Source organism: Micromonospora krabiensis (genome assembly GCF_900091425.1).
Taxonomy (GTDB): domain Bacteria; phylum Actinomycetota; class Actinomycetes; order Mycobacteriales; family Micromonosporaceae; genus Micromonospora; species Micromonospora krabiensis.
This window is the reverse complement of sequence record NZ_LT598496.1, coordinates 5212359-5235691: the sequence shown is the minus strand read 5'-3', so window position 1 is coordinate 5235691 and position 23333 is coordinate 5212359. Positions and strand designations below refer to the sequence as shown.

Sequence of the window (23333 nt, the reverse complement as noted above, 5' to 3'; positions counted from 1 at the left end):
GCGCAGGGCTGGGACACCGGGCCCCGCGCGAGCACGGGACCCGTGAGGAGGAGGTCTGTGATGCAGAGCCGCCGCATCGGCGACGTGTCGGTGAGCGCGATCGGACTGGGCGGCATGCCGATGTCGATCGAGGGCCGGCCGGACGAGGAGCGCTCCGTCCGTACGATCCACGCCGCGCTGGACGCCGGCATCACCCTGATCGACACGGCCGACGCCTACCACCTGCACGCCGACGAGGTCGGACACAACGAGTCCCTGATCGCCCGCGCGCTGGCCACCTACGCCGGTGACACGTCGGACGTGCTGGTCGCCACCAAGGGCGGGCACCTGCGACCCGGCGACGGCAGCTGGACGATCAACGGCTCGCCCGAGTACATCCGGCAGGCGTGCGAGGCGTCCCTGAAGCGCCTCGGCGTGGAGGCCATCGGCCTCTACCAGCACCACCGCCCCGACCCGAGGGTCCCGTACGCCGACTCCGTGGGCGCCGTCCGTGACCTGCTGGACGCCGGCAAGATCCGGATGGCCGGCATCTCGAACGCCAACCCGGAGCAGATCCGGCAGGCCCAGGAGATCCTCGGCGGCCGACTGGTCTCGGTGCAGAACCAGTACTCGCCGGCCTTCCGCTCGTCCGAGCCGGAGTTGGAGCTCTGCGACGAGCTCGGCATCGCCTTCCTGCCGTGGTCGCCCCTGGGCGGCATCGGCCGCGCCGACCAGCTGGGCGGCCACGCCGCCACCTTCGCCGCGGTCGCCGAGCGGCACGGCGTCAGCCCGCAGCGGGTCTGCCTCGCCTGGCACCTGGCCAAGTCCCCGGTGGTGATCCCGATCCCCGGCGCGAGCCGGCCGGAGACGATCATCGACTCGGCCCAGGCGGCCGAGCTCGTCCTCAGCGACGAGGAGCTGGCCAGCCTCGGCTGACCAACCGGTCCGACGCGCATGTTCACCGGTGGCGGCGGGTAACCGCCGCCACCGGCCACGTCCACCCGAGGAGTCCCGTGACCACCAGCTACGTCGCCGACCCCGACCGGTACGGCACGATGGAGTACCGCCGGACCGGCCGCAGCGGCCTGAAACTGCCCGCCGTCTCGCTCGGCCTGTGGCACAACTTCGGCGGCGACCGCCCGTTCGAGACCCAACGCGCCATCATCCGGCGCGCCTTCGACCTGGGCATCACCCACTTCGACCTCGCCAACAACTACGGGCCGCCCTACGGCTCCGCCGAGGAGAACTTCGGCCGGATCCTGGCCGGCGACCTGCGGTCGTACCGGGACGAGCTGGTCATCTCCACCAAGGCCGGCTGGGACATGTGGCCCGGCCCGTACGGCTTCGGCGGCTCCCGCAAGTACCTGACCGCGTCGCTGGACCAGTCGCTGCGGCGGATGGGCCTGGACTACGTCGACATCTTCTACTCGCACCGCTTCGACCCGGACACCCCGCTCGAAGAGACCATGGGCGCCCTGGACGCCGCCGTCCGCGCCGGCAAGGCCCAGTACGTCGGCATCTCGTCCTACTCGCCGGAGCGGACGGCCCAGGCCGCCGCCATCCTCCGCGACCTCGGTACGCCGCTGCTGATCCACCAGCCGTCCTACTCGATGCTGAACCGCTGGATCGAGGGCGGCCTGCTGGACGTGCTGGAGCGCGAGGGCGTCGGGTGCATCGGCTTCTCCCCGCTCGCCCAGGGCATGCTGACCGACCGCTACCTGGGCGGCGTGCCGGAGGGGTCGCGCGCCACGGCCGGAAGCTCGCTGACGCCCGAGTGGCTCACCGAGGAGAACCGGGCCAAGATCCGCGCGCTGAACGAGATCGCCGCCGGCCGCGGCCAGAGCCTCGCCCAGCTGGCCATCGCCTGGGTGCTGCGGGACCCGCGGATGACCTCGACGGTCCTCGGCGCCAGCAGCGTCGCGCAGTTGGAGGCGAACGTGGCGGCCCTGGCGAACACCTCGTTCACCGACGAGGAGCTGACCGAGATCGACCGGTACGCCACCGAGTCCGGCATCGACCTCTGGGCCGTGTCCAGCACGGCCTGACCTCGGGGACGGCTGCTCGGCCGGGCGGGGCCGGCCACGGGCCCGCGCCGACACCGGGCCTGGTCGCCGGGTCAGATCTCGGTGACCAGGCCCGCCTGCCGGTTCGCCTCCTCCTGCGGCACGCCGCAGCCCTGCAGCACCTCCGAGACGATGACCCGCAGCTTGGAGACGACGACCTCCGCCGCGAAGTCGACACCGGCGTCGCACGTCTCGTCCAGCTCGCGGGCGGCCTGGCGCAGCAGGGACCGGGTGTGTTCCGGCTCCTTCCCGACCAGGAACTCGCGGTGCAGGCACCGGACCGCCTCGCTGAGGTGCTCGATCGACGCGGTCAGGCTCGGCGGCACCGGCTCGCCCGCGCGGATCGCCGACACCGACCAGTGCGCCATCTCGCGACTGTTCGTGTACGCCCGGTCCAGATGTGCGGCGGTCTGCTCGTACCGGCGCATGATGCCCAGCCGGCGCCGACGCCACGGCGACAGCACCGCCACCTCCTGCGCGGCGCCGATCAGGCCGAGGGTGTCCTGTTCCTGCGTCTCCAGATCGCAGAGGCGACCCAGGGCGTCGTCGGCCTGCCGGGCGTCGTGGTCGGCCAGCGCCCGGGCACATCCGCTCAGCCCGTCGGCCAGCCCACGCAGCGTGGGACCGGCGGTGCGGTGGACCGTCCGCACCGGGTTGAGCGGCAGGATCAGCAGCACCACGACGAGCGCCACCCCGGCGCCGACGAGCGCGTTCGCCGTACGTGGCACCGCCAGGTCCGGCGCCTTCGCGGAGACCGTGCCCAGCAGCACCGCCGTGCTGCCGGCCTGCGTCATCACCGCGCCGGAGCCCCGGACCAGGACCGCCGCCATGATGGCCAGCGTCACGACCACGCCGGTCTGCACCGGCCCCACGCCGATGACCTCGACGATCCCGTTGCCGGCGAGTACCCCCACGATCACCCCGGCGATGAGCTCCAACGTCCGTCGGACCCGGTTGCCGACGGCCGCCGCGATCGTGCCCACCGCGGCGGCGGGCGCGAACATCGGCTGCGGGTTGTGCAGCACGCCGCTCGCGACGAACCACGCCAGGCCGGCGGCGACCCCTGCCTGGGCCGCCACGATGAGGTACGTGCGGAGCCGCTCGGCGACGTCGTGTCCCTCCCGCCGCACGCTGCCCCGCGGCGCACCTCGAAGGCCGCGCACCCTCACCTCCGACAACGTGCCCGTCTCCGAACGCCATCGTCGTATGTCGGGAGGTCACCCGCGCGGGAACCACCTTCTGTCACGCCTGCGGTTCGTCGCGGCCGGCTGGTGCTAGCCGACGGCGCGGAGGACCCGGTCGGACTGGCGGCGGAGCCGGTCCATCGACCGCGCCGTCGTGTCGTCGGCGGGCAGGAGTACGACCAGTTCCTGCGCGTCGGTCTTCGGCAACTCGAGCTTCTCCCGGTGCCAGCGGAGCTCCTCCACCACGGGATGGTGGACCCGGAGCGGGACGAGCGGCGGGGGCAGGTGGCGGTTGAGCCGGCGGGTGAACTCCACTCCGGCCACCGGGGCCAACTCCGCCCGGAACCACTCGGAGGTCTCCGCCGACGGCCCGAGCCACAGCTCGAAGGCCCGTTCGTCGGCCACCTGGTCCCAGTCCGGGAAGATCGTCCGGGCACGCGGATCGGTGAACACGAAGCGCGTCAGGTTGGGCGGGTGGCCCTCCATCAGCCCGGTGTCCCGCATCAGCAGCTCGAACCCGCTCGTGTGGGCGAGCACGTCGCCGAGGCGGTTGGTGACGAAGGCGACGCCGGGCTCGAGGAGGCGGAGGGTCTCCACCACGGCCGGGCGGACGTGTCGGTTCGGCGGCACCGGTCGAGCACGCCCCGGACACCCACCAGACGTGATCTTGGCCAGGTACCGCAGGTGGATACGCTCGGCGGCATCGAGGTCCAGGGCATCCGCGAACGCGTTGAGCACGCCGGGCGACGGGTTGCGGTCCCGTCCCTGCTCGATACGGGTGAGGTACTCGACGCTTATCCCGGCGCGCGTGGCGAGGTCCGAGCGTCGCAGGCCCGGTGACCGGCGGCGGCCGCGCCCGGGCAGCCCGAAGGAATCCGGCTGGATGGTGTCGCGCTTCGCACGGATGAAGTCGCCCAGCGGCGTGCCCATGGTCGAAAGTCTAGGGCGGATCTCCCGGTGCTCCGAGCCGACAGGGTGGCCCTACCAGGGCCAGCCTGAACCCGGTCTGGTTGCCGCCGCCGCAACCGCCGACCGTGGAGTGCATGAACGAGACGCACAAGTTGGTCATCATCGTCGGCAGCGTCCGCGAGGGCCGGTTCGGCCCCGTCGTCGCGTCCTGGGTCGCCGACCGGGCGCGTGAGCACGGCGGCTTCGACGTCGACATCGTCGACCTCGCCGACGCCGACATCCCGCTGGCGCTGCCGGAGGTCTCACCGCTGTTCGCCGGGGACTCGTACCCCCGGCCCGAGAAGATGGCGTCCCTGACGTCACATCTGCAGGAGGCGGACGCGTTCATCGTCGTCACGCCGGAGTACAACCACAGCTATCCCGCGTCCCTGAAGGCCGCCATCGACTGGCACTTCTCCCAGTGGAAGGCCAAGCCCGTCGCCTTCGTCAGCTACGGGGGCGCCGCCGGCGGCCGCCACGCGGTCCTCCACCTGGAGAACGTGTTCACCGAACTGCACGCCGTCACCATCCGTGACGGACTGGCGTTCCCGTTCTACTACCGGTCGTGGACGGACGAGCAGCCGCAGGACGAGGCGGCTCCCGGGTACGCCAAGGCCATGCTGGATCAGCTCGCCTGGTGGGCCGCCGCCCTGCACGCGGCACGGAGCGCGATCCCCTACCCGGCCTGACCGACTCGGGGGGGCGGGGGCGACAGCCGTCGACGACGCCCGGTGGGAATTGGAGCCCCCGGCCGGGATCGAACCGGCGACATCTCGCTTACAAGGCGAGTGCTCTGGCCAGCTGAGCTACAGGGGCGCGTGTGTCGTGGCCAGCATAGCGACTGACGTCGGGATTTCCCGCGCCGCAGGGCTCCCGAGCACGGGAAACGTCAACATCCCGACGTTCGGCGCGTCCGGTCGTACGGATACGGCGGCCGATTGCTGTCCGCCCGTGCCCGGTTGACCGGAATGTGTATGGCGTGTGTCGTACCGGGGATCGCCACGCCTTGGCAGCGCTGGAAATCCCGTTTACCGTGCAGTGACACGGACGTCGTGTCCGGCCGCCCCCGCGTCCGGCCCCCGCCGCCCGTTGGCCGGCGCGGCACGCGCCGGTCGTTCTTTCACTCGGATCGTCCGGCACGTTCCTGCCGGTGAAAGGAAGCGCGCCATCATGGCCACGGTTACCTACTCGAAGGCGTCCCGGATCTACCCGGGCACCGAGCGCCCCGCCGTCAACCAGCTGGACCTGGAGATCGGTGACGGCGAGTTCCTGGTCCTGGTCGGCCCCTCCGGTTGCGGTAAGTCCACCAGCCTGCGCATGCTCGCCGGCCTGGAGGACGTCGACCAGGGTTCGATCTACATCGACCAGCGCGACGTCACCCACCTCCCCCCGAAGGCCCGCGACATCGCGATGGTCTTCCAGAACTACGCGCTCTACCCGCACATGACGGTGTACGAGAACATGGCGTTCGCGCTCAAGCTCCGCAAGACCTCGAAGTCGGAGATCGACCGGCGGGTCAAGGAGGCGGCCGGGCTGCTCCAGCTGGAGGAGTTCCTCAACCGCAAGCCGAAGGCGCTCTCCGGTGGTCAGCGCCAGCGGGTGGCGATGGGCCGGGCGATCGTCCGCGAGCCGCAGGTCTTCCTCATGGACGAGCCGCTGTCGAACCTCGACGCCAAGCTCCGGGTGCAGACCCGTACGCAGATCGCGTCGCTGCAGGCCAAGCTCGGCGTCACCACCGTCTACGTCACCCACGACCAGGTCGAGGCCATGACCATGGGTCACCGGGTCGCCGTGCTGCTCGACGGTGAGCTCCAGCAGGTCGACACCCCGCGCGCGCTCTACGACACGCCGGCCAACGTCTTCGTCGCCGGCTTCATGGGCTCCCCGGCCATGAACATCAAGACGGTGCCGCTGACCGAGAAGGGCGCCGAGTTTGCCGAGCTGCTGGTGCCGCTGACCCGTGAGCAGGTCGAGGCCGCCAAGGCCGAGGGCGGCGACGGCAAGGTCACCGTCGGCTTCCGTCCGGAGGACTGCGACCTGGTCAGCCCGACCGAGGGCGGCATGCCGGTCGTGGTCGAGCTGGTCGAGGACCTGGGCTCCGACGCCAACGTCTACGGCCACGCCGCGCTGGGCGGCAACTCGGAGCGGTTCGTGGTCCGGACCGACCGCCGCAGCATGCCGAACATGGGCGACACCGTGTTCGTCAAGCCGCGCACCGGCCGCAGCCACGTCTTCCACGCCGCCACCGGCAAGCGCATCTGACGTACGCGAAAAGGGGCGGCCCGCCATCCGGCGGGCCGCCCCTTTCGTCTGTGCGGGGTCGCTCAGCCCTCGACGGACCGGCGGCGAGCGACCTCGGCCAGGGTGACCGCGGCGGCGACGCTGGCGTTGAGCGACTCGACCTCGGAGATCATCGGGATGCTCACGGTCAGGTCACAGGTCTCACCGACCAGCCGGGACAGCCCACGCCCCTCCGAGCCGACCACCACGACCAGCGGACCGACGGCGGCCTCCAGGTCGTAGAGGTCGGTCTCACCGTCGGCGTCCAGACCCACCACCATGAAGCCGGCGTCGCGGGCGGCCTTGAGCGACCGGGTCAGGTTGGTGACCTGGGCGACCGGGACGCGGGCGGCCGCGCCGGCACTGGTCCGCCAGGCGGTCGCGGTGATCCCCGCGGCCCGCCGCTCCGGCACGAAAACGCCCTGCGCGCCGAACGCGGCGGCCGACCGGATGACCGCGCCGAGGTTGCGCGGATCGGTGACCCCGTCCAGCGCCACCAGCAGCGGGGCGGGCTGCTCCACCGCGGCGGCGAGCATGTCCTCGAACGGCTGGTACGCGAAGGGTGGCACCTGAAGTCCGACGCCCTGGTGCAGCACACCGCCGGTCATCCGGTCCAGCTCGGCGCGGCTGATCTCCAGGATCGCGATGCCCCGGTCGGCGGCCGTCCGGACGATCTCGTTGACACGGTCGTCGATGTCGATGCCCTGCGCGGTGTAGAGCGCGGTCGCCGGCACACCGGCGCGCAGCGACTCCACCACCGGGTTGCGCCCGACCAGCAGCTCCGGCGCGTCCCGCGACGGGTTCGACTTACGGCCGGGCGCGACCCGCGGGCCCGTCCGCCCGGTCGGCTTGCCGCCGCGGCCGGCCGCGGCGCGACCGCCGCCACCCGCCGTGGTCCGACCGCCGCCCTTGCCCCAGGTGGTGTCCTTGGTGCCCGGCTGGCCGATCTTGGGGGCACGCCCCTCCTCGGCCGCCGCGCGGCGCTCCTTCTCCTGCTTCCAGGCGGTGCGCTGCGGCAGCTTCTCGGTGCCCGAGTACGCCTTGTGCCAGGGCCGCTCGTCGGCCGGGAGGGTCTTCCCCCGCCCGGCGAGGGCGTCCCGGCCCTTGCCGCCGGAGCCCTTCGGGGCGCCCGCCTTCGGCGTCAGCCGTCGGCCACGGCGCTGCGAGTTGCCGGCCATCAGTCCTGCTCTCCAATAGTCCAACGGGGGCCCTGGGGGGTGTCCTCGACCACCACGCCGGCCTGCTTGAGCTGGTCCCGTACGGCGTCCGCGGCGGCCCAGTCCTTACGGGTGCGGGCCTGCGCGCGCTGTTCCAGGGCCAGGGCGATGAGCGAGTCCACCACGCCGCGCAGGTCGTCCACCCGGCCGCCACCGGTCCACACCGGGTCGAGGGGGTCGACACCGAGGATATCCAGCATCGCGCGGACAGCGGCCAGGGCGGTGCGGACCGTCACATCGTCGCCGCCGGTCAGGGCGGTGTTGCCGTCCCGTACGACCTCGTGCAGCACAGCCAGCGCGGCGGACGTGTTGAGGTCGTCCTCCATCGCGGCGACGAACCCCGCCGGCAACTCACCGAACTGCCCGGCGCCGACCCGCTCCACGGCCCGCTGCACGAACCCCTCGACCCGCCGGTAGGCGATCGCCGCCTCGCGGAGCGCGTCCTCCGAGTAGTCGATGCGGGAGCGGTAGTGCGCGGCCGCGTAGTAGTAACGCAGCTCCACCGGGCGTACGCCGAGCGAGTCCACGTACGCCAGGTCCAGGGTGTTGCCCAGCGACTTGCCCATCTTGGCGCCGCCGATGCTGAGCAGCCCGTGGTGCACCCAGTAGCGGGCGAACGGCAGGCCGGCGGCCTGCGACTGAGCGATCTCGTTCTCGTGGTGCGGGAAGGTCAGGTCGAGCCCACCGCCGTGGATGTCGAACTCGGGGCCGAGGTAGCGCCAGCACATCGCCGAGCACTCGATGTGCCAGCCCGGGCGGCCCCGCCCCCACGGCGACGGCCAGTAGGCGTCGGACGGCTCGTCGGGCTTGGCGCCCTTCCAGAGCGCGAAGTCACGCGGGTCGCGCTTGCCCCGGTCGGGCGCGTCACCGGCGGACTGCATGTCGTCCGGGGACTGGTTGGAGAGCGACCCGTACGCCGGCCAGGACGCCACGTCGAAGTAGACGTCACCGGAGCCGTCGAGGGCCGGGTAGGCGTGCCCGTCGGCGATCAGCTTGCCGATCAGCTCGTGCATCTCCGGGATGTGCCCGGTGGCCCGCGGCTCGTACGTCGGCGGCAGCACGTTGAGCGCCCGGTAGGCCGAGGCCAGGATCTGCTCGTTGGCGTACGCGATCGACCAGAACGGCCGCCCCTGCTCGTTCGCCTTGACCAGGATCTTGTCGTCGATGTCGGTCAGGTTGCGGATGAAGGTGACCTGGTAACCGGTGGCCAGCAGCCAGCGGCGCAGGATGTCATAGTTGACGCCGGACCGAAGATGACCGATGTGCGGCGGGGCCTGGAGGGTGAGACCACACAGGTAGACCCCCACCTTGCCGGCTTCCCGCGGAACGAAGTCCCGCACCGATCGGGTGGCGGTGTCATACAGGCGTAGCGTCACCGTACAAGGGTAGCCGTCCGCGCTTTTCCGGGGCGGCCGGTGTCACGTCGTACGCTGCCTGTCATGAATACGGCGGCACGCCCCGGCAGCGGCCCGGCACCCCGTGCCGGCGACGGCCCGACGGGCCGACAGGGCCCCGGCGCGACGGCCGAGGCGGGCCGGGCCGACGGGGTGGCTCGCCGGATCGACATCGAGGCGCACCCGAGCCGTCGTGCGGCCGGCGGCTCGACCGAGGCGGCGGCCCACGGTGGTGAGGTCGCCGGGATCGGGGGGGCCGACGGCGCCGGTCGGGCCGGCGAGACGGCCCAGACCCTCGACCGCGGGCTGCGCCTGCTGCACCTGGTCGCGGACGAGCCCGGAGGGCTGACCGTCACGGAGGCCGCCAACCGCCTCGGCATCGGCCGGGCCGCCGTCTACCGACTGGCCGGTCCGCTCACCGCGCACGGCATGCTCCGCCGCGACGAGAGCGGGAGACTCCGGCTCGGCGCGGGCGTGCTGCACCTGGCCCGGCGGGCTCAGCCGCTGCTCGCGGAGGGAGCCCTGCCCGCACTGCGTCGACTCGCCGAGCAGGCCGGCGCCACCGCGCACCTCACCGTCGTGGAGGGCGCCGAGGGGGTCGCGCTCGTCGTGGTGGAACCGACCTGGACGTCGTTCCACGTGGCGTACCGGACGGGCGCCCGGCACCCGCTGCACCGGGGGGCCGCCGGCCGGGCCATCCTGGCCGGCCGGGAGGGCTCACCCGACCCGGTGAGCAGCAGCGGGGAGTTGCAGGCCGGGGCGTACGGGGTGGCGGCCCCGGTGCTGGGCGTACCCGGGTTGGAGGCGAGCGTCGGCGTGGTCGCCCTCGCCCCGCTGGACGTGGAGACGGTCGGCGCCCAGGTCCGCGTGGCCGCCACCGACATCGCCGCCGCCCTGGGCTGACTCCCCGGCCAACCGCCCAGCCGCCGGTTTGCCCTGCCTTGGTCAACTCGGCTTCACGAAAGTCGCGGTGTCGAGGTCGCCCTGACACCCCGACTTCACGAACCCCGAGTCGATCACCCATAACACGAGCGCCGACCGGACGGCCGGTTTTCCACAGGCTGCCCGCGCCAAACGCTCGGGTGTTGTCCACAGGGGTGTCGGCGGAGCACTGAGCGCCGCACGCTGGTCGACATGCCACCCCGACCGCACCGACCGGCAGCCCTCGCCTGGCAGGTCTTCCGCGGGACCGACGCCGTTCGGCAGAGCCTGCTGACCGAGCACCAACTCCGCAGCAGCGCCTGGGTGCGCCTGCGCCACGACGTGTACGCCGACTCGCGCCTCGACCGCGACCACGCCCTGTCCTGTCGAGCCGCCGCACTGCGTCTCCCCGCGGGCGTGTTGATCGCCGGCCCGTCCGCCGTCTACCTGCACGGCGTCGCACACGCCGCCGCCTTCGACGACGAGGTGCACATCCTCGTGCCCCGATCGATGAGGGTGGGCGCCCAGCGTGGCCTCCGCGTCCACGTCGGCGATCTCGACCTGCCCGTCGCCCAACCCAGCCCGCCGTCGGCATGGGCGCGGGGCACCACCCAGCTGGACGGATCGCCGCCCGGCGTGCCTGGTTCGCCCGACCGGGCCGCCACCCACTCGCCGAGCCGATCCGCCAACGCGCCCGGCAGCCGACCCGCCGGCCGCCCCGACACCCGCAGCGTGAGCCGGTCCGACGAGCGCCCCGACACCCGCAGCGTGAACGGCTTCGACGGCCCGAGCGCCCGCCCGCCGGGCGGCGGGAGCGGCGACGGCCCGGGTCGCTCCCGGGCCACGCTTGAAGTCGTCCGCGGCCGGCGGCCGACGACCTCGGTGATCACCACGGCGCGTCCGGGATGGGCCGGCGCGACCGGGCCCCACCCGGTCGGCCCCCTGCCGCGCACCGGCCCGGCTCAAGCGGCCTGGGAGACGGCGGTCTGGCTCGAGCCCGTCCGGGCGGTCGGCATCGTCGACGCGTTGTTGCGGGAGGGTCTTACCAGCCGGGACGGCCTCGCGGCGATCGCCGACGCGTACGGCGGGCGGCCGGGTGGACGGCGGGCGCGCTGGGTCTTCGACCTCGCCGACCCTGGTGCCCAGTCACCGCCCGAGTCCCACCTGCGGGTCCGGCTGGTGCTTGCCGGGCTGCCCCGGCCGGTGGCCCAACACCCGGTGCGCCTGCCCGGCGGGCTCGTGCTCCACCCCGACCTGGCCTGGCCGAACTACCGGGTGGCGGTCGAGTACGACGGGCAGCGGCACGCCGACCCCGAGCGTCTCCACCTGGACCGGAAGCGGCTCAACCACCTGGTTGCCGCGGGGTGGCTCATGCTGCACGTGACCAGCCGCCGCCTCCACCAGGACTTCCCGGGCGTGTTGCGGGAGGTCCGGGCCGCCTTGGCCGCCCGCGGTCGGCGTCTGTGATGGCCAGGCCAGGTGTGTTCAGGGCGGCCAGACCAGTTTGGTCCAGCGCGGCCAGACCGGGCCCGGGCCAGACCGGGTCCGCGCAGGCGGGCCTGGGCGGGCGAGGTCCGCGAAGCGAGGTCCGCCGGGCGAGGTCCGGATAGATCAACTCGCCTTTTTGGAAGTCGCGGTGTCCGCGACGCCCCGTCGCCCCGACTTTCAGAAAGGCGAGTCGATCTCCCAAAGTTGGGGCAGCGCATCGACCAGGATCTAGCGCTCGCCGGCGAGGGCGGGCTCGGGGGTGGCGTCGACCGGCGCCCGCGAGCCGCGCAGCTCGTCGACGCGCACCAGCGCGACACCGGCGATGATCAGCGCGCCGCCGAGCAACTGCACGACGGTCGGCAGCTCACCCAGCACCAGCCAGGCGATCAGAACCGCGAACATCACCTCGGTCAGCCCCACGAACGACGACAGGCGCGGGCCGAGGATCCGCGCCCCGGCGATTCCGGTCAGGTACGCGACCACGGCGGCGACCAGCGACAGGCCGGCGATCGGGACCAGCCAGCTGGTGTGCTGCCCGGCGAATTCGACCGCGCCGAAGGTGGCGTTCAGGGGCAGCACCCCGATCAGCCCGAGCGCGGCCAGCGCCGCGGCGCCGACGGCCATCCCACCGCTGGCCAGCACCACGGACGGCAGCTCGGCGTCGACCCGGCCGGCCAGCACGAAGTAGCCGGCCAGGCCGACCGCGGCACCCAGTCCCCAGAGCAGCCCCAGCGGGTCGAGCCGCCCGGCACCGGTGAGGTCGAGGACGAACACCAGCCCGGCGAGGGCGGCGGCGGAGCCGGCCACGGTCAACCGGCGGGGCCGCTGCCCGTGGACCAGCCACGTCCAGGCCACGACGAGGATGATGCCGAGGTACTCCAGCAGCAGCGCCACGCCGACCGGCAGGTAGCGGACAGCGTTGAAGAAGCAGACCTGGGCGAGCGCCACGCCCAGCAACCCGAAGACCCCGATCGTGCCAAGATTGCGTCGCAGCACGTGCCAGCGGCCACGCAGCGAGAGTGCCGCCGGCACCGCCACCACGAGGGCGGCGATCCCGACCCGGGCGATGACCGCGGACGGGGCCGACCACCCACCCTCGATCAGCGAGCGGGCGAAGGTGCCGGAGGTGGCGAACGTGACCGCCGAGAGCAGGGCAAGGCCGAGGCCGACGCCGACGGCGGGGGGTTGCTGCATCGGACGCTCCTTGGCACGACGAGGTGGTAATGGGCAAACTAGGGCTATACCGATGACGCTATGCGGCCACCCCGACAGGAGTCAAGTTGCTTTTCGCCCATGACACCGAGTGTTCGCTCATCGCCACCGCCGCACTGGTCAACACCGGCGGCAGCGACGGCGAAGGGCTGCCGGACGTCGCGGCCCTCGACGAGTACTACGTCACGCACGCCTACAGCGGCCGCCACGAGCACACCCAGGCGGAACTGGAGGCGGTGCGCGGGCTTCGACCGCGACTGCGCCGCATCTGGGACGCGGACGTCGACGAGGTGGTCGCCATCGTCAACGGCCTGCTGCGGGAGAACGACGCGCTGCCCCAGCTGATCACGCACGACGACGAGCCGTACCACTTCCACGCCGTGCCCCGGGACGCGCCGCTGGCCACCCGGATCGCGGTCGAGGCGGCGATGGCGATCGCCGACCTCGTACGCGGTGGCGAGCTGAGCCGGCTACGCATCTGCGACCACCCCGACTGCGACAACGTGCTGGTCGACCTGTCCCGCAACCGGTCCCGCCGGTTCTGTGAGGCGGGCTGCGGCAACCGGGCCGCCGTCAGCGCGTACCGGGCCCGCAAGGCGGCCGCCCAGCGGTGACCCTCAGCGGGCCCGGGAGGCTGCGGGTCAGGGGTGGGTCATGCGGAGGAGGTCCAGGGCCTCGTCCAGTTGGGTCTCGGAGAGCTTGCCGCTGTCCACGTGACCCCGGGCGATGACCACCTCCCGGATCGACGTCTGCTTGGCCAGCGCCTCCTTGGCGATCGAGGCGGCCTCGTCGTAGCCCACGTACCGGTTCAGCGGCGTGACGATCGACGGCGAGCCCTCCGCGTACGCCAGGCAGACCTCGGCATCGGCGACCAGGCCGACCACCAGGCGGTCCGCGAACAGCCGGCTGGACGCGGCCAGCAGCCGGATGGACTCCAGGATGTTGCGGCCCATCACCGGCAGCATGACGTTCAGCTCGAAGTCGCCCTGCGAGCCGGCGAAGGCGACCGTCGCGTCGTTGCCGATCACCTGCGCGCAGACCTGCCGCATGGCCTCGGCGACGACCGGGTTCACCTTGCCGGGCATGATCGACGAGCCGGGCTGGAGGTCGGGGATGCGCAGCTCCCGCAGGCCCGCCCGAGGCCCGGAGCCCATCCAGCGTACGTCGTTGGCGATCTTGTAGAGGCCGACCGCGATGGTGCGCAGCTGCCCCGACGCCTCGACCAACGCGTCCCGCGCGCCCTGCGCCTCGAAGTGGTTGCGCGCCTCGGTCAACGGCAGGCCGGTCGACTCACGCAGCTTCGCGATCACGGCCGCCGCGAAGCCGAGCGGGGTGTTGATGCCGGTGCCCACCGCCGTGCCGCCCAGCGGCAGCTCCGCCAGTCGGGGCAGCACCCCCTCCAAGCGCTCGATCCCGTACCGGACCTGCGCGGCATACCCGCCGAACTCCTGGCCCAGGGTCACCGGGGTGGCGTCCATCAGGTGCGTACGCCCCGCCTTCACCACGGTCTCGAACTCCGCGGCCTTGGCCTCCAACGCCTCGGCCAGGTGAGCGAGCGCCGGCAGCAGGTCCTGCGCGACCGCCTGGGTCGCGGCCAGGTGGATGGAGGACGGGAAGACGTCGTTGCTGGACTGCGAGGCGTTGACGTCGTCGTTCGGATGCACGTCCCGGCCCAGCTCCCGACCGGCCAGGGTGGCGATCACCTCGTTGGTGTTCATGTTGGAGGAGGTGCCGGAGCCGGTCTGGAACACGTCGATCGGGAACTGGTCGTCGTAGCCGCCGTCGGCCACGTGCGCCGCCGCCGCGGTGATCGCCGCGGCAACATTCGCGTCGATCACACCCAGCTCACCGTTGACCTCGGCCGCCGCACCCTTGATCTGGGCCAGCGCCCGGATCTGCGCCGGCTCGATACCCCGACCCGAGATCGGGAAGTTCTGCACCGCGCGCTGCGTCTGCGCCCGCCACAGCGCCTCGGCGGGCACCTCCACCTCGCCCATCGAGTCGCGTTCGATCCGGTAACCCGTCGCCTCTGGAGTCGTCACGCGTACCATCCTGCCGCGCGATTCCGGGCCGTGCAGATGATCGCGCACACACCCGGTCAGCCCAGGTCGGCGAGGAGCCGTTCGACCTCGTGCCGCTCCGGCGCCTCCACCTGGCGGAACAGCGCCAGCGCCCGGGTCCAGTGGGTGCGCGCGGCGGCCGGGTCCGACGGGCGCAGGCAGCGGGCGATGCCGTCGAGCGCCACGGCCTGCTCGCGGCGGGACTCCAGCCGGACGGCGTCCGCCAGCACGCGCCGGTGCAGGTCCAACGCGGCACCGGGATCCCCCGCGTCCCGCAGCGCCCGCGCCAGCAGGTTGCGCGTGGTGCACTGCCCACCGTGGTCACCGGCCTCCGTCATCGCCACCAGCGCCTCCCGGTGCAGGTCGATCGCCGCCTCCGGGTTCCCGGCCAGGCGCTCCAGGTCGCCCAACTCGTTGAGCAGCTCGCCGACGCCGTACCGGTTGCCGAGCCGGCGCTTGATCGCGAGCGCCGCCCGCAGCCGGCGCAGCGCCGGCTCGCCGTGGCCGAGCCGGGCCCGGGCGATGCCGATGTGCCCCAGGGCGTTGGCCGTGTCGTAGAGCGAACCGGTGACCCGGGCCAGAATCAGCTGCTGGCGGGAGACCGCCAGCGCCTCGTCCAACCGTCCGATGCTGAGCAGGATCGACGCCTGGTTGGTGAAGACCGCGACGACGCTGGCGTCACGGCCCTCCCGCCGGGCGATGTCCAGCGCCTCCGCCAGGTGTGCCAGCGCCACCGCGCCATTGCCGAGGATCGCGTGGACGGCGGCGACGTTCTTGTGGGTGGCGGCCTGCCCCACCCGGTCACCCAACCGCCTGCGCAGGTCGAGGGCGATCTCCATCGAGGTCACCGCCTCGCCGTAGTGGCCGCGACGGTGATGGCCGGAGGCGAGGTAGTTGTGCATCGTCGCGATCGCCGCGGCGTCCCCCAGTCGCTGCGCCGCCCGCAGCCCGACGGTGTGCGCCTCGATCAGTTCGTCCAGGTGCCCGTACGCGTACCAGTAGGTCCATCCCGCGTAGGCGAGCTGCCAGCAGTAGACGTCCCGACCGTCCTGCTCCGCGAACCGGACCATGGCCGTGAGGCCGGCCCGGTTCTCGTCGAGCCACTCGATGGTCAGCGCCACCCCCGCCTGCGTCAGGTCCGGCCGCATCGGCGCCGGCAGCGCCATCGGCCCACGGCTCGCCGACCGGTCGACAAGACGTGCCGTGGCGCTGACCAGGTGCAGGTGGACGTTCAACATCCGCTCCACGGCCGCCGACCGCTCGGCGGCGAGCGCCGGCTCCGCCGCCAGCTGTCGTGCGTAGTCACGGACGAGGTCGTGGAAGCGGAACCGCCCGGGCTGCGGCTCGTCCACCAGGTGCGCGTCGACCAGTTCGTCGAGCAGGTTCGCCGTGGCGGCCATCGGGAGGTCCGCCAGCGCGGCGGCGGCCCGGGTGTCGAACTGGGACGCGGGGTAGAGCCCGAGCAGCCGGAACATCCGCTGCGCGGGCGCCCCGACCTGTGCGTACGACAGGGCGAACGCCCGGCCGACGGAGCGGTCGCCGGCCACCAGCTCGGTCAGCGCGTCCGGGCCGTCGGCGAAGCGCGCGGCCAGGTCGGCGATGCGCCAGCGGGGGCGGTGCACGAGCCGCGCGCCGGCCAGCCGGATGGCCAGGGGCAGGTGGCCGCAGCGACGGACGACCTCGGCGGCGGCCTCCGGTTCGGCCGCGACCCGCTCCGGGCCGACGACCCGGGCGAGCAGTTCGATCCCCTCGTCCCGGTCGAGGACGGCGAGCGACGACGGCCGGCCCTCGTCCAGTCCGGTCAGTCGACGCCGGCTGGTGATGAGGGTGAGGGTGTGCCGTCCGCTGGGCAGCAGCGGTGCCACCTGGGCGGCGGAGGCGGCGTTGTCCAGCACCACCACGGCCCGCCGGTCGGCGAGCTCGCTGCGCCACAGGGCCGCCCGCTCGTCCTCGTCGGCGGGGATGCGCTCACCGGGCACGCCGAGCTGCCGCAGCAGGGCGGCGAGCGCCGCCGCCGGGGCGACCGGTTGCCGTTCGCTGTGGCCGTGCAGGTCGACGAAGAGCTGCGCGTCGGGGTAGCGGTCGCTCAACGCGGTGGCGAGGTGGACGGTGAGGGTCGTCTTGCCGCTGCCCGCCATGCCGTCGATGAGCTGGACCCGGGCGCCGTCCTCCTGGATCTCCTTGGTCAGCCGGGCCAGGGTCTCCTCCCGGCCGGTGAAGTCGGCGATCGCCCGCGGCAGGCAGCGCACCGGAGTCACCGGGCCGCGTTCCGCCCCGGCCAGCGCCAGGTCACCGGCGAGCACCCGCTGGTGCAGCTCCTGCAACGCGGCACCCGGCTCGATGCCCAGCTCCTCGGCGTAGAGCCGCCGTCCGTCCCGGTAGACGGCGAGGGCGTCGGCCTGCCGGCCGACCGCGGAGAGGGCGAGCATCAGCTGGCCGCGGAGCCGCTCGCGCAGCGGATACCGCTCCAGGGCCTCGGTCAACTCGTCCACCATCTCGGCGGGGTGGCCGAGGCGCAGCTCGACGTCCGCGCACTCCTCGAAGGCGGCGAGCCAGTGCTCGTCGAGCGCCTGGGCGCGGCGGCGCACGGCCCGGCTCGGGATCCCGGCGAGCGCCGGGCCGCGCCAGAGGACCAGCGCGGCACGGAAGTGCCCACGTGCCTCCGTCAGCCGACCGGCCGCGAGCGCGGCCCGGGCGGCGTCGACCCGCCGGTCGAAGACCTCGGCGTCGAGGTCGTCCGGCCCGGTCCGGATCCCGTAGCCGACGGGGTCGGTGACGATGACCTCCGGCGGCACCCCGAGCTGCGCGAACCGGCTGCGAAGCCGCGACACGCAGGTCTGGAGCTGCGCCCGGGCGGTGGCCGGCGGGTGCTCCTCCCACACCGCGTCGACCAGCTCCTCCACCGGCACGATGCGGTTGGGGCGGAGCAGCAGGGCGGCGAGCACGGTCCGGTCACGGCCCGCGGTGACGGTGGCTTCGCCATCGCCGACCCGCAGGGGCCCCAGGATCCCGAACCGCATCTGTTCCCCCGCACATCCGGTGCAACTTCTGTGGAGGGTAGTCCGGCCGTGACGCAGGGGCGCGCCGGGCTGATAGCGATGTGAGAGCGGATCGGCAGAGGTGCGGCTCAGACTCGTCCGGGGCGTCCTCGGTGACGCTCGACGGGGGCGGTGCGCCCGTTCCTCACCCCCCAGGGACGGGCGCACCGACGTCGACACCCGGTCGGACGCGGATACGACGACGGGGCGCCGGGCCGAAGCCCGACGCCCCGAGACGTGCCGTGGAACGGGTCAGCGGCGACCGATGGTGAGCACCGGCTTGGTGACCTCGGCGAAGAAGTCGTTGCCCTTGTCGTCGACGACGATGAAGGCCGGGAAGTCCTCCACCTCGATCTTCCAGACCGCCTCCATGCCCAGCTCGGGGTATTCGAGCACCTCGACGTGCTTGATGCAGTCCTGGGCGAGCCGGGCGGCGGGGCCGCCGATCGAGCCGAGGTAGAACCCGCCGTGCTGTTCACAGGAGCGGGTCACCTGGGCGGAGCGGTTGCCCTTGGCCAGCATGACCTGCGAGCCGCCGGCGGCCTGGAACTTCTCGACGTACGCGTCCATCCGCCCGGCGGTGGTCGGGCCGAACGACCCGGAGGCGTAGCCCTCGGGGGTCTTGGCCGGGCCGGCGTAGTAGACGGCGTGGTCGCGCAGGTACTGCGGCATCGGCTCACCGGCGTCCAACCGCTCGGCGATCTTCGCGTGGGCGATGTCGCGGGCCACCACCAGCGGGCCGGTCAGCGACAACCGGGTCTTGACCGGGTACTTGGACAGCTCGGCGCGGATCTCGTCCATCGGCCGGTTCAGGTCGACCCGGACGACCTCGGAGGTGTCCAGCTGAGAGTCGGTGACCTCCGGCAGGTAGCGGGCCGGGTCGGTCTCGAGTCGCTCCAGCCAGACGCCCGACGGGGTGATCTTCGCGACGGCCTGCCGGTCCGCGGAGCAGGAGACGGCGATCGCCACCGGGCAGGAGGCGCCGTGGCGGGGCAGGCGGACCACGCGTACGTCGTGGCAGAAGTAGCGCCCGCCGAACTGCGCCCCGATGCCGAAGTTGCGGGTCAGCTCCAGCACCTCGGCCTCCAGCTCCAGGTCGCGGAAGCCGTGGGCGGTCATCGACCCCGTGGTCGGCAGCGCGTCGAGGTACTTCGCGCTGGCGTACTTCGCGGTCTTCAGGGCGTACTCGGCCGACGTGCCGCCGATGACGATGGCCAGGTGGTACGGCGGGCAGGCGGAGGTGCCGATCAGCCGCAGCTTCTCCTCCAGGAACTGCATCATCCGCGTCGGGTTCAGCAGCGCCTTGGTCTCCTGGTAGAGGTACGACTTGTTGGCCGACCCGCCGCCCTTGGCCATGAACAGGAACTTGTACGAGTCGGGGTGGCCGTCGGGGTCCTCGGCGTACAGCTCCACCTGCGCGGGCAGGTTGCTGCCGGTGTTGCGCTCCTCCCACATGGTCAGTGGGGCGAGCTGCGAGTAGCGCAGGTTCAGCCGGGTGTAGGCCTGCCAGACGCCCTTCGAGATGGCCTCGGCGTCGGAGCCGTCGGTCAGGACGTGCCGGCCGCGCTTGCCCATGACGATCGCCGTGCCGGTGTCTTGGCACATCGGCAGCACCCCGCCGGCCGCGATGTTCGCGTTGCGCAGCAGGTCGAGGGCGACGAAGCGGTCGTTCGGCGAGGCGGCCGGGTCGTCGATGATCGACCGCAGCTGGGCCAGGTGCGCGGGGCGCAGGAAGTGCGCGATGTCGTGCATCGCCTCGGCGGTCAGCGCGGTGAGCGCGGACGGCTCCACGGTGAGGAACCGGCGGCCCCCTGGACCGTGCACGACGTCGACGCCCTCGTCGGTGACCAGGCGGTACTCCGTCTGGTCGGGGCCGGTCGGCAGCAGGGGGGCGTACGAGAAGGCGGCGGCACTGCTCATGAGCGGAAAGCCTAGGGCAGACCGGTCGATCACTCCCACCCGCCGGTGCCCCGCTGGGACGCCGCTCTCACCGCCGGCGCGCGACATCAGCTCTCGTCAGGGCAGAGTTCACGCTTGGGGCCGCACCTGTCGTCGTCGCTGCCGGGGCCGGTGCCGGAGGTCGGGCCGGTGCCCGGACCAGGACCGGAGCCGGGTCGACCGCCGGTGGGCGCGGGGGCCCCGGCGGTGCCGGAGAAGGGGACGTAGCCGATCTCCCGTCCCTCCCCGACGATCATGCCGGTCGGGCCGACGGCCAACGCGTTCGCGGAGGTGCGCAGCACCGCCAACTCTCGGCCGGTGCGCGGGTCGAGCGCGACCAGCCGGTTCGGCTTCTCGTCGGCGAGGACGGCCGCGTACGGGGTGAGGGACGCGCCCGCCTTGCCGCTGGCCGGGCGGCTCCACAGCACCCGGTCGGTGCCCAGCCCCCGGGCCACGACGGACCGTTGGTCGCCTGCGCGGACCAGCGCGTAGCGGTCGTCGACCGCGATCAGGCGTTCCCGCTCGGCGCCGACCCAGAGCAGTCGCCCGTCGTACCCGTCGAGCACCGCCTCCCGCGCGTCCGGCGCGACCCCGATCAGCACGTTCCGCGCGCCCTGCGGGTCCTCCCGCTGCACGCAGCCGGCCTTGTCCGCGGTCCGCACGTTGATCCCGGCGCGGCGCCACGCCTCCTGACCGGTCGCCGGGTCGCGTCCGGAGATGGTGAAGTAGCAGCTGTCGTCCTGGGAGCGGGCGGTGATCCGGAGCAGCCGGCCACCGACCACGGAGAGGCGCTCCTCGCGGCCGGGCTCGACGTTCTGGAGCACCGCGCCGGTGGCGGTGTCCACGACGTGTACGCGGCCGTCGACCGGGAAGCCGAGCAGTGGCGGCACCGGCTCCGGGCCGGCGACCCCGTCCTCGATCCGGTTGGCGGTGAGCCGTCGGGTGCCGCGCAGCCCCGGGTTGTCGGCGAACAGGCCACTGCCGACACCGGGCAGGAACGCGGTCCACAACGGTGCCGTGCCGCGGGGGTCCCAGGCGCTGAGGGTGCAGTCGGTGGGCTGCGTGCAGCGGGCGTCCAGCAGCAGGTTGCGGTACGTCCACACGGCCACCGCGTCGTCGTCCCGTCGCCGGGTGACCCCGGTGGTGGGGTCGAGCACCTCGTACCCCTTGACCAGCAGCTTGCCCACGACGATGACCGAGTCCCGGTCGGCGCCCGCGACCGCCGCCCAGTCGGCCTTGCGCTCCCAGAGTTGGCTGCCGGTGCTCAGGGCGCGCGCCTCGACCCGGGTGCGCTGTTCGACCACGACCGCGTCACCGGCGAACGTGACGCTCTTCGGCGTGCCGCCGACCCGCTGCTGCCAGGCCACGTCGGGTTCGGAGATCGGTTCGCTGCGGTCGACCCAGTCCCACACGCCGGGGAACGGGTTCCACACGCCCGTCGCGGCGAGGACCACGACGGCGATCAACGCGAGCAGCAACACGCCGCGCACGCCGAGGCCGCTCCCCTTCGCCACACGCACACGGTAGCCACGATCACCGACCGGCCGTTGCGCCGCGCCGCCGTGTCGCCGCGCTTTCTGCGGCCGAAGGTGTTAGAAGGGGGCGATCCCGACGCGGAGACGACCGCCGCGCTCGGCGTCGGACCGGCCGCGGGGCCGGGGACCGCCGGGGGGCGTTCAACGCACGGCGGCCGAGCGGACCAGCGGGAGCGTGCGGTACGGGATCTGTTCGGCCAGGGCGATGATCGTGGACGCCCGGGTGATCCCCTCGGACGACACGATCTGGTCGATCACCCGCTGGAGGTCGGTGTTCGACCGGGCGACGATCCGGCAGAGCAGGTCGCTGGAGCCGGTGATGGTGTGGGCCTCCAGCACCTCGGGGATCGCCGCCAGGTGGGCGGTGACGGGGTCGTGCCCGTGCCGCTGGCTGATCTCCAGCGTGACGAAGCTGGTGACGCCGAAGCCGATCGCCGCCGGCACGATCTCCGGCCCGAAGCCGGCGATCACCCCTCGGTCGACCAGCTTGTCCAGCCGGGCCTGGACGGTGCCCCGGGCCACGCCGAGTCGGCGCGAGCACTCCAGCACACCGATCCGCGGCTCCTCGGCGAGCAGTTCGATCAAGCGAGCATCGAGCTCGTCGAGCTGTACATCCTGCACACCCTTCACGGGTGGACACCATACCGAATGCGCAACCTGACCAGCGTTTACGTCGACTGTTGCCCACTCCACCCCGGGGCGGCGATCCTCGCCACACAGACCATCCCGGCGGGCCCACCAGGCCGGCCGGCACGCGAGGGAGGCCGCGATGACCCAGGCGATCGACCGACCCCAGTCGACCGAAGAGGTCGACGTCGACCGGCTCGTCGGTGCCGTCGACCACGACATCAGCCGCGACCCGTTCCCGGTCAAGGGACTCGACCACGTGCACTTCCTGGTCGGCAACGCGAAGCAGGCGGCGCACTACTACTCCACGGCGTTCGGCATGACCTGTGTCGCCTACCGAGGGCCCGAGCAGGGCTACCGGGACCACGCCCAGTACGTGCTGACCAGCGGCTCCGCCCGGTTCGTGCTGACCGGCACCGTCCGGCCGGACGCCGAGGGCGCCGAGCACGTCGCGAAGCACAGCGACGGCATCAGCGACATCGCGCTGGAGGTGCCGGACGTCGACGCCGCGTACGCGCACGCGACCGCGCAGGGCGCGACCGGCGTCGTCGAGCCGCACGACGTCAGCGACGAGCACGGCACCGTCCGGCTGGCGGCCATCGCCGCGTACGGCGACACCCGGCACACGCTGGTCGACCGGTCCCGCTACGCCGGTCCCTTCCTGCCCGGCTTCGTGGCCCGCGGCCCGATCGTGGACCGGCAGCCGATGATCGACGCCGGCCTCCAGCCGAAGCGCTTCTTCCAGGCCGTCGACCACGTGGTCGGCAACGTCGAGCTCGGCCGCATGGACGAGTGGGTGGAGTTCTACAAGCGCGTCATGGGTTTCAGCAACATGGCCGAGTTCGTCGGCGACGACATCGCCACCGACTACTCCGCGCTCATGAGCAAGGTCGTGGCGAACGGCACCCGCAAGGTGAAGTTCCCGCTCAACGAGCCGGCGATCGCGCGCAAGAAGTCGCAGATCGACGAGTACCTGGAGTTCTACCAGGGCCCGGGCGCCCAGCACATCGCCGTGGCCACGAACGACATCCTGGCCAGCGTCGACGCGATGCGGGCGGCCGGCGTGGAGTTCCTGGACACCCCGGACTCGTACTACGACGACCCGGAGCTGCGCGCCCGGATCGGCGAGGTGCGCGCCCCGATCGAGGAGCTGAAGGCCCGCAAGATCCTCGTCGACCGGGACGAGGACGGCTACCTGCTGCAGATCTTCACCAAGCCCGTCCAGGACCGGCCGACGGTCTTCTTCGAGCTGATCGAGCGGCACGGGTCGCTCGGCTTCGGCAAGGGCAACTTCAAGGCGCTCTTCCAGGCCATCGAGCGGGAGCAGGAAGCCCGCGGCAACCTGTAACACTTGCGAGCGTGACGCAACCCCCGTGGTACCCGGTGCCGTCGGCCGGTGGGCCCCCACCCACCGCCGGCGGCCTCGGACCGCCCACCGGTCCGCTTCCC

General features: G+C 72.8%; 18 protein-coding genes and 1 tRNA gene. 8 read left to right on the top strand and 11 right to left on the bottom strand.

The window, feature by feature from the left end; genetic code table 11:
* Nucleotides 1-60 precede the first annotated feature (60 nt).
* A complete protein-coding gene (locus GA0070620_RS24000) occupies nucleotides 61-915 on the top strand; it encodes an aldo/keto reductase (RefSeq protein WP_091594446.1) in 855 nt (284 codons plus the stop codon).
* A 119-nt stretch (nucleotides 916-1034) separates the two neighbouring features.
* Nucleotides 1035-2024 (top strand): L-glyceraldehyde 3-phosphate reductase, encoded by a 990-nt coding sequence (gene mgrA, locus GA0070620_RS23995; protein WP_091599286.1) that lies wholly within the window; start codon nucleotides 1035-1037, stop codon nucleotides 2022-2024.
* Nucleotides 2025-2095: 71 nt separating this feature from the next.
* Here the strand turns inward: mgrA and GA0070620_RS23990 are convergent, their stop codons facing one another.
* A complete protein-coding gene (locus GA0070620_RS23990) occupies nucleotides 2096-3205 on the bottom strand; it encodes an FUSC family protein (protein WP_231921950.1) in 1110 nt (369 codons plus the stop codon).
* A gap of 111 nt (nucleotides 3206-3316) precedes the next feature.
* Nucleotides 3317-4156, bottom strand: coding sequence for a helix-turn-helix domain-containing protein (locus tag GA0070620_RS23985; RefSeq protein WP_091594442.1), 840 nt, complete (start codon nucleotides 4154-4156; stop codon nucleotides 3317-3319).
* Between the two features lie 113 nt (nucleotides 4157-4269).
* Between GA0070620_RS23985 and GA0070620_RS23980 the strand changes: the two genes are divergently transcribed.
* The gene (locus GA0070620_RS23980) at nucleotides 4270-4863 is read left to right on the top strand and encodes an NADPH-dependent FMN reductase (protein WP_091594440.1); all 594 of its coding nucleotides are present in this window, start codon (nucleotides 4270-4272) and stop codon (nucleotides 4861-4863) included.
* A 50-nt stretch (nucleotides 4864-4913) separates the two neighbouring features.
* On the opposite strand, the gene GA0070620_RS23975 is transcribed toward GA0070620_RS23980, so the two are convergent.
* A tRNA-Thr gene (locus GA0070620_RS23975) sits at nucleotides 4914-4990 on the bottom strand.
* Nucleotides 4991-5344: 354 nt separating this feature from the next.
* Between GA0070620_RS23975 and GA0070620_RS23970 the strand changes: the two genes are divergently transcribed.
* The gene (locus GA0070620_RS23970) at nucleotides 5345-6436 is read left to right on the top strand and encodes an ABC transporter ATP-binding protein (RefSeq protein ID WP_091594438.1); all 1092 of its coding nucleotides are present in this window, start codon (nucleotides 5345-5347) and stop codon (nucleotides 6434-6436) included.
* A gap of 62 nt (nucleotides 6437-6498) precedes the next feature.
* On the opposite strand, the gene rlmB is transcribed toward GA0070620_RS23970, so the two are convergent.
* Together rlmB and cysS are read right to left on the bottom strand one after the other, a co-directional pair.
* Nucleotides 6499-7632: a 23S rRNA (guanosine(2251)-2'-O)-methyltransferase RlmB gene (rlmB, locus tag GA0070620_RS23965; RefSeq protein WP_091594436.1), complete on the bottom strand. Its 1134-nt coding sequence runs from the start codon at nucleotides 7630-7632 to the stop codon at nucleotides 6499-6501.
* A complete protein-coding gene (cysS, locus tag GA0070620_RS23960) occupies nucleotides 7632-9047 on the bottom strand; it encodes a cysteine--tRNA ligase (protein WP_091594434.1) in 1416 nt (471 codons plus the stop codon). Before cysS ends, rlmB begins: the two co-directional genes overlap by 1 nt.
* 171 nt (nucleotides 9048-9218) lie before the next feature.
* Between cysS and GA0070620_RS23955 the strand changes: the two genes are divergently transcribed.
* Together GA0070620_RS23955 and GA0070620_RS23950 are read left to right on the top strand one after the other, a co-directional pair.
* Nucleotides 9219-9968 (top strand): IclR family transcriptional regulator, encoded by a 750-nt coding sequence (locus tag GA0070620_RS23955; protein WP_407940029.1) that lies wholly within the window; start codon nucleotides 9219-9221, stop codon nucleotides 9966-9968.
* A gap of 231 nt (nucleotides 9969-10199) precedes the next feature.
* Entirely contained in the window at nucleotides 10200-11453 is a 1254-nt protein-coding gene (locus GA0070620_RS23950) for a hypothetical protein (RefSeq protein ID WP_091594432.1), read from the top strand.
* 249 nt (nucleotides 11454-11702) lie between these two features.
* Here GA0070620_RS23950 and GA0070620_RS23945 read toward each other — a convergent pair whose 3' ends face one another.
* The gene (locus GA0070620_RS23945) at nucleotides 11703-12668 is read right to left on the bottom strand and encodes an EamA family transporter (RefSeq protein ID WP_091594430.1); all 966 of its coding nucleotides are present in this window, start codon (nucleotides 12666-12668) and stop codon (nucleotides 11703-11705) included.
* An 86-nt stretch (nucleotides 12669-12754) separates the two neighbouring features.
* On the opposite strand from GA0070620_RS23945, the gene GA0070620_RS23940 reads away from it, so the two are divergent.
* The gene (locus tag GA0070620_RS23940; protein ID WP_091594428.1) at nucleotides 12755-13300 is read left to right on the top strand and encodes a CGNR zinc finger domain-containing protein; all 546 of its coding nucleotides are present in this window, start codon (nucleotides 12755-12757) and stop codon (nucleotides 13298-13300) included.
* 27 nt (nucleotides 13301-13327) lie between these two features.
* Here GA0070620_RS23940 and GA0070620_RS23935 read toward each other — a convergent pair whose 3' ends face one another.
* The 5 genes from GA0070620_RS23935 to GA0070620_RS23915 form a co-directional block, all read right to left on the bottom strand.
* Nucleotides 13328-14737: a class II fumarate hydratase gene (locus tag GA0070620_RS23935; protein ID WP_172836490.1), complete on the bottom strand. Its 1410-nt coding sequence runs from the start codon at nucleotides 14735-14737 to the stop codon at nucleotides 13328-13330.
* A 47-nt stretch (nucleotides 14738-14784) separates the two neighbouring features.
* Nucleotides 14785-17766, bottom strand: coding sequence for an AfsR/SARP family transcriptional regulator (locus GA0070620_RS23930; protein ID WP_091594425.1), 2982 nt, complete (start codon nucleotides 17764-17766; stop codon nucleotides 14785-14787).
* Nucleotides 17767-18036: 270 nt separating this feature from the next.
* Nucleotides 18037-19704 (bottom strand): fumarate hydratase, encoded by a 1668-nt coding sequence (locus GA0070620_RS23925; protein ID WP_091594423.1) that lies wholly within the window; start codon nucleotides 19702-19704, stop codon nucleotides 18037-18039.
* 86 nt (nucleotides 19705-19790) lie between these two features.
* Nucleotides 19791-21236: a PQQ-binding-like beta-propeller repeat protein gene (locus GA0070620_RS23920; RefSeq protein WP_091594421.1), complete on the bottom strand. Its 1446-nt coding sequence runs from the start codon at nucleotides 21234-21236 to the stop codon at nucleotides 19791-19793.
* A gap of 162 nt (nucleotides 21237-21398) precedes the next feature.
* Nucleotides 21399-21887, bottom strand: a complete 489-nt coding sequence (locus tag GA0070620_RS23915; protein WP_091594419.1) for an Lrp/AsnC family transcriptional regulator — start codon at nucleotides 21885-21887, stop codon at nucleotides 21399-21401.
* 139 nt (nucleotides 21888-22026) lie between these two features.
* Between GA0070620_RS23915 and hppD the strand changes: the two genes are divergently transcribed.
* Nucleotides 22027-23232 (top strand): 4-hydroxyphenylpyruvate dioxygenase, encoded by a 1206-nt coding sequence (gene hppD, locus GA0070620_RS23910; RefSeq protein ID WP_091594417.1) that lies wholly within the window; start codon nucleotides 22027-22029, stop codon nucleotides 23230-23232.
* Nucleotides 23233-23333 lie beyond the last annotated feature (101 nt).

What these genes read in the sequence shown, in the direction of transcription:
- GA0070620_RS23945 (WP_091594430.1), bottom strand. Translation starts at nt 12,668, where the DNA reads ATGCAGCAACCCCCCGCCGTCGGCGTCGGCCTCGGCCTTGCCCTGCTC.
- hppD (WP_091594417.1), top strand. Translation starts at nt 22,027, where the DNA reads ATGACCCAGGCGATCGACCGACCCCAGTCGACCGAAGAGGTCGACGTC.
- GA0070620_RS23980 (WP_091594440.1), top strand. Translation starts at nt 4,270, where the DNA reads ATGAACGAGACGCACAAGTTGGTCATCATCGTCGGCAGCGTCCGCGAG.
- GA0070620_RS23935 (WP_172836490.1), bottom strand. Translation starts at nt 14,737, where the DNA reads ATGGTACGCGTGACGACTCCAGAGGCGACGGGTTACCGGATCGAACGC.
- GA0070620_RS24000 (WP_091594446.1), top strand. Translation starts at nt 61, where the DNA reads ATGCAGAGCCGCCGCATCGGCGACGTGTCGGTGAGCGCGATCGGACTG.
- GA0070620_RS23930 (WP_091594425.1), bottom strand. Translation starts at nt 17,766, where the DNA reads ATGCGGTTCGGGATCCTGGGGCCCCTGCGGGTCGGCGATGGCGAAGCC.
- GA0070620_RS23925 (WP_091594423.1), bottom strand. Translation starts at nt 19,704, where the DNA reads ATGAGCAGTGCCGCCGCCTTCTCGTACGCCCCCCTGCTGCCGACCGGC.
- GA0070620_RS23950 (WP_091594432.1), top strand. Translation starts at nt 10,200, where the DNA reads ATGCCACCCCGACCGCACCGACCGGCAGCCCTCGCCTGGCAGGTCTTC.
- GA0070620_RS23970 (WP_091594438.1), top strand. Translation starts at nt 5,345, where the DNA reads ATGGCCACGGTTACCTACTCGAAGGCGTCCCGGATCTACCCGGGCACC.
- rlmB (WP_091594436.1), bottom strand. Translation starts at nt 7,632, where the DNA reads ATGGCCGGCAACTCGCAGCGCCGTGGCCGACGGCTGACGCCGAAGGCG.
- mgrA (WP_091599286.1), top strand. Translation starts at nt 1,035, where the DNA reads ATGGAGTACCGCCGGACCGGCCGCAGCGGCCTGAAACTGCCCGCCGTC.
- GA0070620_RS23985 (WP_091594442.1), bottom strand. Translation starts at nt 4,156, where the DNA reads ATGGGCACGCCGCTGGGCGACTTCATCCGTGCGAAGCGCGACACCATC.